The organism is Teredinibacter sp. KSP-S5-2 (assembly GCF_032773895.1).
Taxonomy (GTDB): domain Bacteria; phylum Pseudomonadota; class Gammaproteobacteria; order Pseudomonadales; family Cellvibrionaceae.
Window position 1 is genome coordinate 2,029,852 of record NZ_CP120416.1, and the last position, 12,863, is coordinate 2,042,714.

Genomic DNA, 12,863 nt, shown 5'->3' on the forward strand with positions numbered 1-12,863 from the left:
TCATCCACTCACACTGTGGATGAGCGTTTCTGCAATAAGGCTCCAGCCATCAACAACAACAAATAGCATGATTTTAAGTGGTAATGATATTGTGATTGGTGGGACCATAATCATACCGAGTGACATGAGAAGCGCTGATATAACGAAGTCAATTAAAAGAAAAGGGAGATATATAATAAAGCCTATCTTAAAGGCAGTCCTTAACTCACTTAGAAGGAATGCGGGAATTAATTGTACAGCGGGAACATCCGTTGCTATGCTCGGCAGTTTTTTTTCAGAAAGCTTGTAAATTAGTTGAATATCAGATTCATTGGTTTGTTTTATCATAAAGTTTTGGAATGGCTTCCAGGATTTCTCAATTGCTATATCGAAACTTATTTCTTCCTTTAGATATGGGGATATACCTGAGTCAAAACTTTTTAAAAAAATGGGTTCCATGGTGAATATGGTCAAAAACATTGCCAGAGTAAGTAGTACCATGTTCGGTGGGGTTTGTTGTAGGCCGAGAGCACTTCTAAGAAAAGAAAATACTATAATATTTCTCGTAAAGGTTGTTGCCGCTATTAAAAAAAATGGAATGAACGATAAACTTGTTATAAGTAAAAAGGTTTCTATTTCAGGGGTTAATCTTCCTTCAGATAGTGTTTGAAATACCTGATTCCATGTTAAAACTTGATTCATTCTTTTTTCTCTTCAATAGTATCCGTTTTGCGCGAAAAATCTATTTTTGTGGACGTGGTGTTTATTTTTGATTCTGTTATTAAAAAATATTCTTCTTTAAATCTAATTATGTATGATTTGGTGCTGTTGGATAGATGTTTCGTGCAAATAATTTCTATTTTTTCGGATTTCTCTTCTTCTGGTTGATAGTGTTCTGAGAATGTTGATTGTATTTTTTTTCTAAAAAGAAATACAATCGTTGCTAGAATAATAAAAATTAACAAAAAAATAAGAACTGACTCTAACGGATCACTTTCATAAGGTGTGTTAGATTTAAATTTGGGTTGTTCTAGGGATGTGCTATTCATTTTTTGTTAAACGTCAAAATTAGTCAATAATCTGTACTATTTCAATACCGAAATTATCTCCAACAGCGACAAGATTTCCTTTTGCAATAGTTTTTCCGTTGAGTTCCAGTAATATTGGCGAATCAAGCGACTCATTTAGTTTTATTGTTTCCCCTTCTGTCAGGGAAAAAAGTTCGCTAATGCTTAGGTCTGCACTGCCCAGGTTTACCGAGAGATTGACATTTACATGTCCAACTAATTCGATGTTGTCGGAAATTAACTTTTTGTTTGATGGTGTATATTTTTCTTCCGGATATGGGAACTCAATCTTTTCAATTTTATCTGTCATTTTTTGTTACCTTGATTGCTCTGTTTTCTTCTAGCCTAATCGGTCGGCATTTGGAAATATGATTTTTATCTATATAAATGTCGAATAGTGAGGAAATGTTAACTTTTGAAGTTAGAATGTCACCTGGTGTTAGTTCGTTAATTTCATTTATTGAATACTGTCCTAGTGATAAACGAATATTGATAGGTATTTTTTTGTCTACTAAAGATATTTTTTCATTTGATAAGGTTTTTTTGCTCGTTGTTGAGTGAGAAATGTTTTCCTTTAGTTTTGCCAGGTTAATGATTATTGCGAAGCTTTCTGTTTTATAATTAAAAAGAATGCCTAGGAAATTTGACTTGGCCGGGTAAAGGGATTTTGTCTCAAAAGAATCATTGTCTCCGTTTTCCTTTCCCTCCGATGTCGAGCTAAAAAGCTCCCCCTGAATTCTTGAGAAAAGCTCTTTTGTTGCATTTTCCTTCAATTTTTGAGCTATATCATCCTTCGGAATATGACTGGCGTGCTTACCATATATGATGTTTTCCCAGTCTGTACCCTGTTCAAAAAGGTACATAGCGGGATGCGGATTGCCAAAAGCTATATGCGAACCTTCAACGGTATCTAGGGAGATAGGTGATAACTTTAGTTCTTCGGGATTGAAACACCAATCTTCTATCCAATGTGTAATGATGTGGGTCAAACGCCCATAAATATTTTTGATATCCGTTTCTTTAGGATAAATTATTTTTGTTGGAAGATGCTTCATTTGACTAACCACGAGTTCCGTTATAAAGCTGTTCTATGAGTTCATTTGCTACGCTCATTACCTGAGAGCTAGCTTGATAACCGCGTTGTATTATTAGAATATCTGCGAATTCTTGGGTTAGATCTACATTAGAGAGTTCAATACTTTCGCCTTTTATTTTCCCCATCCCTTCTTCTGCCGGACGGCGAATTGTTGGTGTCTGGTCATCTTTTGCTGTAAACATCGCTCCTGTTGATCGTTCAAGGTTCTGTTCATTACTAAAGGAAGCAACTGCGATTTGACTCCCGTCATGGGTGTCTCCATTAGAATATTGAAGGATCATTACTCCTTTTTCATTAAATTTCACGCCGGTTAGGCCAAGAGGGGCGTTACCGTCGACAGTTCCGGTTACGAGGTTCGAAGCGCCACTTAAACTCTGTCGGGCTCCTGTAACTGTGTTAGGCTCCCCGAAGTTAAAATTTATCGTTTGCTCGGAACCTGATAGGGAGGTAGTAATTGATATTTGATTGAAGTTTTCTAAAAGTGATCCATCTGAGTTAAAACGAATTTCGCCGTCGCCTAAGATATCCCCTAAATTATTGGTAACTTCAACTGTCCACAGATTAATCGAATCGGTAGGATTTCTAAGTGTTAGAGTAAGATCATGAGAGATTCCACTAGCATCATAGATGGGGATGGGGGTTATTTGATGCGAGTCGTCGGTTGAAGCTAGGGCTCCCTTTAAATCGATATTTGTTGTGGCTACTGGAGGTAGAATTCTTTGTTCTGAAATGTCGATCCTTTCCAGATTGCTGTCCTCGTTTAATCCCATTACAAAAAAGTCACCAGTGGAGTCAACCAGCATGTTTTCTTCATTAAAGATAAATTGACCGGCTCTAGTATAAAAATAGTCTCCAGATTCATTTTGTAAAACAAATAATCCTTCTCCTACTATAGCAATATCGGTTTCATTTCCTGTTTGCTTTATGTCTCCGGAAGATGTTCTTGTGGCGGTGTCTCCAACGGTTGCACCGAAACCGGAACCATTTTCGCCTACCACATCCCTCATAAAAGTACTCGTCCCCCTGTAGCCTGGGGTATTCATATTTGCGACGTTATTACTGACAGTATCTAAGCTTTTTGAAAAACCTAGCATTCCACTTAATCCAGTAAAGAATGATTGAAGCATTTTTCTATCCTCTACATATATTAATTATTTTGAATAAGGCTAACTTGTGAAAGTCTTATGTCGGGAATTATATTCCCATTCGTTTGAGCTATTGTTAATCTTGGTCCGTCCTGAGTAAATCTTATAGCTGTTACTGTGCCAAAAAGTACGCTATCCGAAGTTCTTACTTCAACTCTCTTATTTAGAAGAGAAACAGATTGTTGGGTGGATGTTATATATATTAAGTTTTCTATCGATTCGGTAGTTTTTCTGTTTTGATCGACTGCTGCGAATTGAGCTATTTGCGCTAAAAACTCCTTGTTGTCTACAGGTTCGAGAGGGTCCTGATAATTAAGTTCTGTTAGAAATAATTTTATAAAGTCTTCCTGGCTCATTGAGTTGGTGCTGGTTGAATTGTCGGAGGCTGAGGATAGAATACCTCCTATAGCATCTACTGGCATAACATCAACTCCTATATTCTTTTCCGTTTATGATTAATTGGTAATTTTTAATATTGTTCTTTATGAAGTGTTGATGAATATCATCTGCAATAGCTAGTATGTCATTGACGTTAGACACGTAGTCCCGAATGACCAAGCTTGCTTTATCGTAGCTTTTCTGTAGCGTTATTTTTCTTTTTAGTTTTTCAGGTAAGCTTGAGATAACGTTATGTAATTTTATTATATTGTTTTCGGGTTTGGTTTTGGTGATCGATTTTATATCATTTGAGTTTCCGTGAATATATATTTTGTTGGTATTGATTTTCTGCGTGTGCTCGGCGTTTTTTATCTGTGTTATTCTTGATTTATTTAATGTCTCTATGTTTTTATGTGGTGCAGTGCGGTTTTCTTCTTTTTTATAGATTGTGAGTATATTTGTTTTGTATGTTTGTTTATTTAGTGCAATTGAGCTCATGTAGATGTTTGTTTGAATATTGTTGCTTGTATCTATTTTGGTCGAGTCGTTTAATGGATTGTTAAATTTGTTTCTTTCCATGTTTTCGTTGTCGGAGTTGCTTTGTATTTCATTGTTTGATTTTTTTTTGGGTATTCCATTTGTTAATGTATCCAAAAAGTCAGAACTTGATTCTGGCTCGTATTGATGTTTCCCCTTTACGATCTTTGAATTGTCGGGCTGAGTATAAATCGATGGGCTATTGGGTATGTTTTCTATCAAAGGAATTTCTCCAATATTGGTTTTCTTTCCTGGATTCTGTCGTGTAATTCCTTCTTGTCTCTTTCTTTTTCATGCTCGAATGACAATTTGTTCAAATGTTTGTCGTACAATTTTTGTTTAATGTGAAGCTGCGTTAGTTCGGCTAGCTTTTTAGACTTTAACATTGATATATTGTTAATATGGGATTGTGTGTGCGCAATTTTTTGTTCCGCTATATTAATATCATTAGTCATGGCGCATAATAATATTGGGTCTATGATTTGCTGGTTTTTTAAAGCTCTATTTTGTTTTGCTACAACGTCTCTTAATTCGTTCGTGCTTTCTTTCAGTTGTTCTTTTTGTTCAATAAGCTCTCTTTCAAATTTTGAGTGCTCATATGCCGTTTGGTTTTTTTTAATACCATTTGCTCTTATTAGACTTTTACTTGTTCTGATTCGTCGATTATCCATGTGACTATTTTCTCCTACTGATCAAGAATTGACTGAATTGTCTTTGCATGTTGCCACATCTTGTTTTTGCTTATTTTTTCTTCTGGGAGCTGGGTAACAAGTCTTATTATGTCAGCGTTTACAAGAAGCGAGTTGTCTATATCCGAATTGCTGCCCGCGATATAAGCTCCAAGTTCGATCATATCTTGAGCTTCTGAATAAACTGATAGTTGCTTTCTTAATAGTCCAATTGTTTTTTTCTGTTCGCTGTCAAAAAGTCTTCCAATTAAACGACTTAAGCTGTTTGGAATATCTATTGCCGGATACTGGTTTTTTGATGCAATAGTCCTTGATAGAACAATATGTCCGTCAAGTAATGACCTCATATGATCAGATATTGGTTCATTCATATCATCTCCCTCGACAAGAACGGTGTATATAGAGGTTATTGTTCCCTGGTTTTTGATTGTTCCGCCGCGTTCTAATAGTGGGGGGAGTAGTGAAAAAACTGAAGCAGGGTATCCTCTTGTTCCGATTGGTTCACCTGTGGATAGTCCTATTTCCCTTTGCGCCATAGCAAATCTGGTAATTGAGTCCATTATTAGCAGAACATTTTTGTTTTTTTTCCTAAACCATTCCGCTATTGCTGTTGCGGAGTAAGTTGCTTGTTTTCTTAGGACGGCGGGTTGATCGGCAGTTGCTACTACTACTACAGAGCGTCGTAAACCATCCGTTCCAAGCGAGTCGTCTATAAAGTCAATTACTTCTCTTCCTCTTTCGCCAACGAGTGCTATAACCACGACATCTGCGTCGGTATTAGCCGCAATCATACCTAGAAGAGTACTTTTACCTACACCACTTCCGGCGAATATTCCTATTCTTTGTCCTCGACCTAGAGGACAAAAAAGGTCTATAGCTGTAACCCCTGTATGAAGGCATTCGTTAATAGGTACCCTATGAAGAGGGTTTATTGGTGGTGAATGAGTACTGACAGAGTCCTGGTTTTTTGTTTTAATTCGATTGTCCAGGGGGTTGCCGAGGGGATCAATCACAGATCCAAGAAGGTCATCGCCAATATTTAGGTCTAGACTTTTTTCTAGAGGAATAACCCTACTATTGAGACATAGTCCCTGTGAATTACCAAATGGCATGAGCAAAATGCGGCCATCTCGTAGTCCGACAACTTCTGCTAGTACTTTAATGCCGCTACGAGCTTGAATTATTTCTACTAGTTCTCCTTGGAGAACGTCGCAACCTGATGCTTCGAGCAATGTACCATGTACTGCGGTTAAGCGTCCTGCACTTATTCCAAGTTTTGTAGATCTAATTGCATTTATGTATCGATCAGTACTAATTAAGAAATTATTCTTCTTCACCACTCTTTTCCCTTAAAGTGGTTATTAATGAAGTTTGAAGTTGGCTGAGTATGGTATTTATACCAACTTCTTTTGAACTGTAGGCTGAATCTATTCTGCATTCTCCAAGTTTAACAGTTGAATCAGATATTATTTTAATGTTCCCATCAATTTTACACGCAATTTTTTCAAAAAGGCTAATTTCCTTCTCACTAACACAAAGTGTTAGTTCGTTAGTATCAGCAAGGTTGTTAATTTCTTTTTTAGTAATTTTTTCGACAACAGAGTTGTATACATTGTCTTCGCTGATTAGTTTTACTAAGCATTCGTTTGTCAGTAATACCAAAGCTTCTTCCATTTCTTGTTTGAACCCAGCTTTATATCTCTCCAATTCTTTCTTCAGGATGGAAAGGACTTCAAGCTCGTTGTTAACGCTAGCCTTCAGTTCGTTAAGTTCTCTATGGTGTTTTCGTTCTATTGAGTCAATTTTATTTAGAAAGTCACTTTCCATTTCCCCTCTTATTTTTAGCAGTTTATCTTCGTTTGACTTAGTTTCTTTATTGTTGTGTTTTAATTTGCCGGTTTTCTGGGTTGAAGAGTGTGTCTCTATGTTTGTTTGATCCAATTTTATTTCCGTGGATACATCGACTCTTGACGTAGTAGTGCTATGAGGTAGAATTCGAACACTGCCGAGAATTTTCGCACTTTTAATTAACTTGTTCATCTAGTTCCCTTGCTATTCTTATAAGAGCATTTTTTAACTGCATTGGTGTTTTTTGAATTGTAATTTTACTAGATGAATTAAGAGCCTCTTTTCCCGTTAGAATGTTTTGCCAGATTTCGGGTAGTTTGGATATGTGAAAAATATCTTTCGAGTCATCGCTGGATTTCTGCATCTGTGGGGCGGCATAAACCTCCACTTTATCAATAAGGTCAAAAGATAATCTATTCTCTTTGACTATATTTAGAGATTCGGCCTGTTTTAATAATGGACTAATTACACCTAACTCTTTTTCGGAAAGGTTGTTTAATATCCATTCTTTGTCTTTTTCCTCTAGACAAAGGAGTTTAAGCACCAGTTTTCTACTCATTCTTATCTTGAACCTGCTCGTTTGCCCATTGTTTAATTTCCAGTAGGAGAGTGTTCATTTCTTCTTGAGAAAGCTGTTTTTCTTTTCTCGGTGTCTTTCTAAGTAAAGTTGTTGTGATGATAAGTATGAGAGTAATTAACAGAAGAATAACGCTAAATACATAAATAGTTTTTTTGTCTTTGTAAATTGATTTATCTAAACTACTTTTTTCTGGAGGTGTTGCTATTGTCGAGTCGCTGTCTTTTGCACTTTTTTCCTCTTTATTTGTTTCTGAATAGGCAACGGATATGGTGTCACCACGCTCTTTTTCCAGTCCAAGAGCGGAGCTTACTAGTGCACTTATGATTTCTTTTGTTTCTGTAGTTATTTTTTCTCCAATAACAATTCCTACGCTGATTTTTTCTATTCCACCAGTAGCATACTCGATTTCTGATTTTTCTCTGGAGTAAATAAATTCCTGTTCAAGTGAAGAGTTGTTTTGTGCGTTCTTAAGTTCTCCATCGGAGGTCTTTTTGCTTACGCTTTTTATTGGGTATCCGCCGTTATTTCCTTCGTTGTTTGGAAGTATTTCTTCTCGGATCGACTTTATTTTGTCCATGTTATACTTAATGCTAACTACAGCTTGTACATTTTTAGTCTTTAGCATTTCAATAACGAGGTTTTTTATTTTTTCTTCATAGCTCAATTCGAGATTTCTGTTTTGTTCAATTCCGAAAGTTTTTTCGCTACCCTTTATAAAGGATATTACTCTTCCTCGTTCATCAAGTACTACCACATTTTCGGTCGATAGTTGATCTACAGAAGTTGCTACTAGTCTGCGTATACCTTCAATTTGATCGTCTGATAGTGCCGTGTTTCTGATAGCTGTAATTGTTACTGACGCTTTGGGTATTGAGCTTTTATCTTTAAAAATCGATTCTTTGGGTAATGATAGATGAACTCTGGCATTTTTAACTCCGGAAAATCCTGCTACGGTTTTTGCAATTTCAGTTTCCAGGGCTCTTTGATAATTTATTCTCTGTGTGAATTCAGACATCCCGTATTCGGCTTCATTAAATAGCTCAAAACCAATTTTTGTTTCGGATGGAATGCCGTATTCATTTAGTCGGGATCTCACATCTAAAAGAGAGGTGTTTTGGACGAGTATTGCTCCGGTTTGGCTTTCTTCTCGGTATGGAATTCCCCATTCCATTAGATGGTTCTGAACTTTCAGTTTTGTATCCGGATTCATTTCGCTGCCAATGACTGGAGTCCATTTAGGAGATAAAATCCACCATGTTGCCCCAATCGCTATTGCTACAATTAGAACGATTCCAAGAATTAATCCATTCTTTTTTGATTGAAAAATAAGTAAATCAGCCACAAGTTATTTCCGTTTTATAGTCTAATTCGTGTAATTGTTTCGTAAGCTTCCAAAACTTTATTTCTTACCTGGACTGCAATATTCAGTGAAAGCTTGGCTTCCTCCATGGCAATCATTAGTTCATGTGTTGAAATTGGCTTTTTAACGATATAGTCGGAAATGGCTGTATTCGCAGCGGAAACGTCTGTATCTAAATGTGTAAGTGCATTCAAGAACACGTTAGATATAGATTCACTAGGTTCGCGATTTGAGTATTGTTGGATAGTATTCGCTGTAAGTTCTGATGTAATAGGCGAAATAGGGGTTATCATAACTATTTTCCTCCAATAGATAATGCTGCTTTGTTCATTTCTGAGTTAGTATCATACGCTTTAATGTTCGCTTCATATGATCGTAAAGCGGAAACCAACGTTGCCATCTCGTGAACCGGGTCTGTATTTATAAGATATATGTATCCTTGTTTATTTGCATTTGGATGTGATGGATTATGGATAGCTTTAATTTCTGGTTGAACGCTTCCGCTTTCCTGATTTGTTTGGTTAACGAGTATAGAGAAATTTGCTAGTTTATTCGCTGCATCAATTGCATCTGCAGCATTTGAATACGCTATGTTCGCATGGGATAGTCGAAGTGATGCTAGTTCAACTCGTTGTCGTTCGAAGTTCATGCCAAGTTTTGCAATATTTGCCAAGGATATACTGTCCATTATTTACTACCTTTTGATGCGATTTCCATTAGAGCGTATTTTCTAGATAGAGCTTCAGCTATTGTTTTGTATCGTCCTTTTGCATGAGACAACTCCAGAACTTCGTTGTCTAAAGCGACCGCTCCAAAGAGTGAGTCTGATCCAGTTTCTGATATAGTTGCTTTCATGTTAATAATATTTTTGGTGGAGAGCTTGTTGACGTTTTCCATTTCTTTTGCTGCTACTTTAAGTAATTCATCAAAGTTTCCTTTCTGCTTAATCCCGCCTTGATTGGCTAGTTGAATATTATTTGCTGCAACACTTGCTCTTTGTCTTTCAAGATTGAGAGACCAGCTAATCATGTTGATTGTGAAGTCTGACATCGTTGATCCCCTTATTGTATTATTAGTTCCGCGTGCAATGCGCCGGCAGCTTTTATTGATTCAAGAATAGAAATTGTGTCTCTGGTACTTAGTTTTATTTTTTTGAGTGAGTTAACGAGATCGCCCACTGTGGTGCCGCCTTTTAACGTAACGCTTCGAGATGTTTCTTCTTCTAGCTTTATAGATGTGTCAGGAACAACAGTTGTTCCTATACTGTCACTGGGTCGTACAAGATACTGAGGTTGATACACGCCAAAAGATGTTTCAATCTCAATTTTGAGACTTCCTTGAATAATACTTACATCACCTATAGTCACATCACTTCCTGCGACGACTATGCCTGTTCTTTCGTTTACGACAACCTTCGCCTCAATGTCTGGCGAAACTTGAATATTTTCAAGCTTTGAAATAAAAGGAATTATTTTTGTCTGGTTGTTTAGCTCGATTTCTATCTTTCCCGGATGAACTGCTGTTACCGTATTAGGAGTGAGTGTTGTTCTAATTTTTTCGACTATTCTGGACGCAGTTGTATAATCAGGTTTATTTAGAAGGATGTTTATTTTCCCAGAAAAATCCTGGAAATTTGGAGGAGACTGCTCAACAGAGGCGCCATTGGAAATTCGACCTACAGTTGTTTGATTTTTTTTTGATTTATTACTGTAAGACGTTGTCTCGTATCCACCAACAATCAGGGAGCCTTGCGCTAGTGCATATAGTCTTTGGTCAGGCCCGTATAAAGGGCATAGCAATAATGTTCCTCCTGCTAGACTGCGGGCATCCCCTGTCGATGCGACACTCACATCAATACGATCCCCTGGCTCTCCGAATCTAGGTAGTTCAGCTGTGACTATAACTGCAGCAACATTTTTTGCATTTAAATCGTTTTCTTCAACTTCAAGACCAAAGCGACTTAGAGTGTTTGCCAGGGATTGGAGTGTTACTTTGTTTTTTTGTGAATCTCCAGTCCCAGAAAGCCCTACAACAATGCCATATCCTATTAATGCAACTTCTCTATTGCCTTCGATCCTGGCGAGGTTTTTCAAACGAACCTCGTATGCGTTTGAATTGGAAGCTATTGCTAACGTTAATAAGAAAAAAGTAATTATCTTCAAAACAACCTCATCCATCTCAATAGCTTCATGAAAACACCTTCGTGATTTGCGCTAGATACAATTCCTTTACCTTGAATTTCGATTTCGGCGTTTGCAACTCTCGTAGATGAAAGTGTATTGTCTTTGGTTATATCGTCTATTCGAGCTATCCCGGTTAATATAACCATTTGTTTCTCGTTGTTAATAATAAGGTTTTGTCTGCCTTCCAAAGCAACAAGTCCGTTATCGAGCACTTCGATGATTTGAACACTAACGGTTGCTTTTGCACTACCATTGCGAACCGTGTGACCTTTTCCTTTTCCTTCTCTTTCTATTGATAATCCTATTGAAGGCTGGTTGATCGTATCATACGCTCCCATATCAATTCCTGTAGATTTTGTTGTCCCGGTTCCTGCAGAGGACTGAGCACGAGTAGATTCAGAAATCAAAATTACAAGAGGATCCCCAACTCTATAGGCTCTACGGTCGCTGGCCAGCCCTTGATATGAATCGATATCAATCAAACTGTTTGCAAAAGCCGTAGAAGAAATCAAATTAAAGACTATACTAAATAATATGAACCTCATCTTCTGAGATGATTTTTGCTTTAATAGAGCCTTCAGAGTTTTGAACTCGAATTGATATAACATCATTGACATTCCATCCATATTCCAGTGCTTCGCCTATGGCGATAATTTTGACATCGTTCGTTGTAAGTACGGCTTTAATTGTCTTTCCTTTTGATATCATTGGGGGCGAGGAAAGATTTTCTTTAAATAAAGTTTGTCCTTTTCTAATTCTTTTTGTGCTAATTAATCCAATTGGTGGATATTCATAGAAAATATGATTTATTCCTTCGTAGCGCGCTATGTTGACTTCTTCCTTTTTAATGTCATTTTTTTTTATTACTGACATAGGAGGTATATTTTTTCTTGCTATCCATGCTTCTCCCGTTGCAGATACCTTGTACCAAAACTCTGCTTTTTTTTTGCCTTTCAATCCTTTCCATGTAACTTTTATACGGCCTGCTTTAAGTGCTCCTATGTTGAATTCCCCAAGCTCATCTGCAGAGATATTTGGTGTAGTACGCCTTCCTATTAATACGGTAGATATGTTTCGGTATTTTTTACTCAGCTTTTGGCATGTTGCTTGCGCAACATTTGAAACCGGGGCGACGATCTCCCTCTTTGTTTCGATTATGCTCTCAGGACTGCATTCAAAGCTATCCGAGATCAAAAGAGATGAAAAAATAAATGGCAAAAGAGTCATTATCTTCTCATGTTATTTATTGTTTCTAAAATTTGGTCTGCTGTTTGAATTAATCTGGCATTTAACTGATAAGCTCTCTGAGCAAGAACCAAATTTGTCATTTCATCAACCAATGTTACATTGGATAACTCTATAAAACCTTGAGATACAGTTCCAGAGCCATTTTCTCCCGGCGTTTCTAGGATTACATCTGAGTCCTCACTTTTTAACGTATACATACTATTACCAATGGAATTCATTGAAGAGGTGTTCAGCACCTTTGCTAATTCTAAAGAGCCAAGTTCTAATGAGCTGGTTTCATCTGCATATTCACCAAGAACCAAACCATTTTTCTCAATTACGATGCTATCCACATCTGCTGGGATTTGAATGCTAGAGGTTAATCTGGCTCCATTAATAGTGAGGTAGCCTTCATCGTCAATCTGTAATCGACCTAGTCGAGTATATGCAAGAGAGCCATCTTCGAGCTGAACTTCAAAAAATCCATTTCCGTCAATAGCAACATCAAGCATTCTGGATGTGTTTTTCAAGCCTCCTTGGGAAAAATCGACATCAGGAGTAGATATTCTTGTGCCTAAAGCATGGTTTGAGGTAGTGAGATCCATGTTAGATGTGTTTGGAGTGGGGTTATTGCTTGAAACCATGTCTACAAAATTAACAGTTGTTTTTTTGTATCCAACGGTATGCATATTAGCAACGTTATTTGACATGTAATCGAGCCATGCCTGGTTTGCCTTTAATCCTGTTTCAGACACGTGTAGTGCATCTATCATT

19 protein-coding genes are annotated in these 12,863 nt (G+C 37.1%); all 19 read right to left on the reverse strand.

The features are described from left to right. From fliP to P5V12_RS09200, 19 genes are read right to left on the reverse strand one after another with little or no spacing between them, the layout of a single operon-like run. Positions 1–681: a flagellar type III secretion system pore protein FliP gene (gene fliP, locus P5V12_RS09110; RefSeq protein WP_316957040.1), complete on the reverse strand. Its 681-nt coding sequence runs from the start codon at positions 679–681 to the stop codon at positions 1–3. Further along, positions 678–1,028: a hypothetical protein gene (locus tag P5V12_RS09115; RefSeq protein ID WP_316957041.1), complete on the reverse strand. Its 351-nt coding sequence runs from the start codon at positions 1,026–1,028 to the stop codon at positions 678–680. Before P5V12_RS09115 ends, fliP begins: the two co-directional genes overlap by 4 nt. A gap of 19 nt (positions 1,029–1,047) precedes the next feature. Continuing rightward, the gene (locus P5V12_RS09120) at positions 1,048–1,356 is read right to left on the reverse strand and encodes a FliM/FliN family flagellar motor C-terminal domain-containing protein (protein ID WP_316957042.1); all 309 of its coding nucleotides are present in this window, start codon (positions 1,354–1,356) and stop codon (positions 1,048–1,050) included. Further along, a complete protein-coding gene (locus P5V12_RS09125) occupies positions 1,346–2,101 on the reverse strand; it encodes a FliM/FliN family flagellar motor C-terminal domain-containing protein (RefSeq protein WP_316957043.1) in 756 nt (251 codons plus the stop codon). Before P5V12_RS09125 ends, P5V12_RS09120 begins: the two co-directional genes overlap by 11 nt. 4 nt (positions 2,102–2,105) lie before the next feature. After that, complete coding sequence (gene flgF / locus P5V12_RS09130) at positions 2,106–3,269, reverse strand: flagellar basal-body rod protein FlgF (RefSeq protein WP_316957044.1); 1,164 nt, start codon at positions 3,267–3,269, stop codon at positions 2,106–2,108. Between the two features lie 20 nt (positions 3,270–3,289). Next, positions 3,290–3,709, reverse strand: coding sequence for a flagellar hook assembly protein FlgD (locus P5V12_RS09135; protein ID WP_316957045.1), 420 nt, complete (start codon positions 3,707–3,709; stop codon positions 3,290–3,292). A 4-nt stretch (positions 3,710–3,713) separates the two neighbouring features. Then, on the reverse strand, positions 3,714–4,424 hold the full coding sequence (locus P5V12_RS09140) for a hypothetical protein (RefSeq protein WP_316957046.1): 711 nt from the start codon (positions 4,422–4,424) through the stop codon (positions 3,714–3,716). Further along, complete coding sequence (locus P5V12_RS09145; RefSeq protein WP_316957047.1) at positions 4,421–4,873, reverse strand: hypothetical protein; 453 nt, start codon at positions 4,871–4,873, stop codon at positions 4,421–4,423. Before P5V12_RS09145 ends, P5V12_RS09140 begins: the two co-directional genes overlap by 4 nt. Positions 4,874–4,887: 14 nt before the next feature. Further along, a complete protein-coding gene (locus P5V12_RS09150) occupies positions 4,888–6,228 on the reverse strand; it encodes a FliI/YscN family ATPase (protein WP_316957048.1) in 1,341 nt (446 codons plus the stop codon). Further along, a complete protein-coding gene (locus P5V12_RS09155) occupies positions 6,215–6,931 on the reverse strand; it encodes a FliH/SctL family protein (RefSeq protein WP_316957049.1) in 717 nt (238 codons plus the stop codon). Before P5V12_RS09155 ends, P5V12_RS09150 begins: the two co-directional genes overlap by 14 nt. Next, complete coding sequence (locus P5V12_RS09160) at positions 6,915–7,298, reverse strand: hypothetical protein (RefSeq protein WP_316957050.1); 384 nt, start codon at positions 7,296–7,298, stop codon at positions 6,915–6,917. The genes P5V12_RS09155 and P5V12_RS09160 overlap by 17 nt, the downstream gene beginning before the upstream one ends. After that, the gene (fliF, locus tag P5V12_RS09165) at positions 7,291–8,661 is read right to left on the reverse strand and encodes a flagellar basal-body MS-ring/collar protein FliF (protein WP_316957051.1); all 1,371 of its coding nucleotides are present in this window, start codon (positions 8,659–8,661) and stop codon (positions 7,291–7,293) included. Before fliF ends, P5V12_RS09160 begins: the two co-directional genes overlap by 8 nt. Before the next feature lie 14 nt (positions 8,662–8,675). Next, positions 8,676–8,972, reverse strand: coding sequence for a flagellar hook-basal body complex protein FliE (gene fliE / locus P5V12_RS09170; RefSeq protein ID WP_316957052.1), 297 nt, complete (start codon positions 8,970–8,972; stop codon positions 8,676–8,678). Between the two features lie 2 nt (positions 8,973–8,974). Next, a complete protein-coding gene (locus tag P5V12_RS09175) occupies positions 8,975–9,367 on the reverse strand; it encodes a flagellar basal body rod protein FlgC (protein WP_316957053.1) in 393 nt (130 codons plus the stop codon). Beyond that, a complete protein-coding gene (locus P5V12_RS09180; RefSeq protein WP_316957054.1) occupies positions 9,367–9,729 on the reverse strand; it encodes a hypothetical protein in 363 nt (120 codons plus the stop codon). The genes P5V12_RS09175 and P5V12_RS09180 overlap by 1 nt, the downstream gene beginning before the upstream one ends. Positions 9,730–9,740: 11 nt before the next feature. Next, positions 9,741–10,856: a flagellar basal body P-ring protein FlgI gene (locus P5V12_RS09185; RefSeq protein WP_316957055.1), complete on the reverse strand. Its 1,116-nt coding sequence runs from the start codon at positions 10,854–10,856 to the stop codon at positions 9,741–9,743. Beyond that, a complete protein-coding gene (locus P5V12_RS09190) occupies positions 10,838–11,344 on the reverse strand; it encodes a flagellar basal body L-ring protein FlgH (protein ID WP_316957056.1) in 507 nt (168 codons plus the stop codon). The genes P5V12_RS09185 and P5V12_RS09190 overlap by 19 nt, the downstream gene beginning before the upstream one ends. 43 nt (positions 11,345–11,387) lie before the next feature. Further along, positions 11,388–12,089 (reverse strand): flagellar basal body P-ring formation chaperone FlgA, encoded by a 702-nt coding sequence (gene flgA, locus P5V12_RS09195; RefSeq protein ID WP_316957057.1) that lies wholly within the window; start codon positions 12,087–12,089, stop codon positions 11,388–11,390. Then, entirely contained in the window at positions 12,089–12,862 is a 774-nt protein-coding gene (locus P5V12_RS09200; protein WP_316957058.1) for a flagellar hook-basal body complex protein, read from the reverse strand. The genes flgA and P5V12_RS09200 overlap by 1 nt, the downstream gene beginning before the upstream one ends. Position 12,863 lies beyond the last annotated feature (1 nt).

Bases quoted from the DNA above. Each gene is read 5' to 3' on its own strand.
- fliP (WP_316957040.1), bottom strand. From the start codon at position 681: ATGAATCAAGTTTTAACATGGAATCAGGTATTTCAAACACTATCTGAA.
- P5V12_RS09115 (WP_316957041.1), bottom strand. From the start codon at position 1,028: ATGAATAGCACATCCCTAGAACAACCCAAATTTAAATCTAACACACCT.
- P5V12_RS09120 (WP_316957042.1), bottom strand. From the start codon at position 1,356: ATGACAGATAAAATTGAAAAGATTGAGTTCCCATATCCGGAAGAAAAA.
- P5V12_RS09125 (WP_316957043.1), bottom strand. From the start codon at position 2,101: ATGAAGCATCTTCCAACAAAAATAATTTATCCTAAAGAAACGGATATC.
- flgF (WP_316957044.1), bottom strand. From the start codon at position 3,269: ATGCTTCAATCATTCTTTACTGGATTAAGTGGAATGCTAGGTTTTTCA.
- P5V12_RS09135 (WP_316957045.1), bottom strand. From the start codon at position 3,709: ATGCCAGTAGATGCTATAGGAGGTATTCTATCCTCAGCCTCCGACAAT.
- P5V12_RS09145 (WP_316957047.1), bottom strand. From the start codon at position 4,873: ATGGATAATCGACGAATCAGAACAAGTAAAAGTCTAATAAGAGCAAAT.
- P5V12_RS09155 (WP_316957049.1), bottom strand. From the start codon at position 6,931: ATGAACAAGTTAATTAAAAGTGCGAAAATTCTCGGCAGTGTTCGAATT.
- P5V12_RS09160 (WP_316957050.1), bottom strand. From the start codon at position 7,298: ATGAGTAGAAAACTGGTGCTTAAACTCCTTTGTCTAGAGGAAAAAGAC.
- fliE (WP_316957052.1), bottom strand. From the start codon at position 8,972: ATGATAACCCCTATTTCGCCTATTACATCAGAACTTACAGCGAATACT.
- P5V12_RS09175 (WP_316957053.1), bottom strand. From the start codon at position 9,367: ATGGACAGTATATCCTTGGCAAATATTGCAAAACTTGGCATGAACTTC.
- P5V12_RS09180 (WP_316957054.1), bottom strand. From the start codon at position 9,729: ATGTCAGACTTCACAATCAACATGATTAGCTGGTCTCTCAATCTTGAA.
- P5V12_RS09185 (WP_316957055.1), bottom strand. From the start codon at position 10,856: ATGGATGAGGTTGTTTTGAAGATAATTACTTTTTTCTTATTAACGTTA.
- flgA (WP_316957057.1), bottom strand. From the start codon at position 12,089: ATGACTCTTTTGCCATTTATTTTTTCATCTCTTTTGATCTCGGATAGC.
- P5V12_RS09200 (WP_316957058.1), bottom strand. From the start codon at position 12,862: ATGATAGATGCACTACACGTGTCTGAAACAGGATTAAAGGCAAACCAG.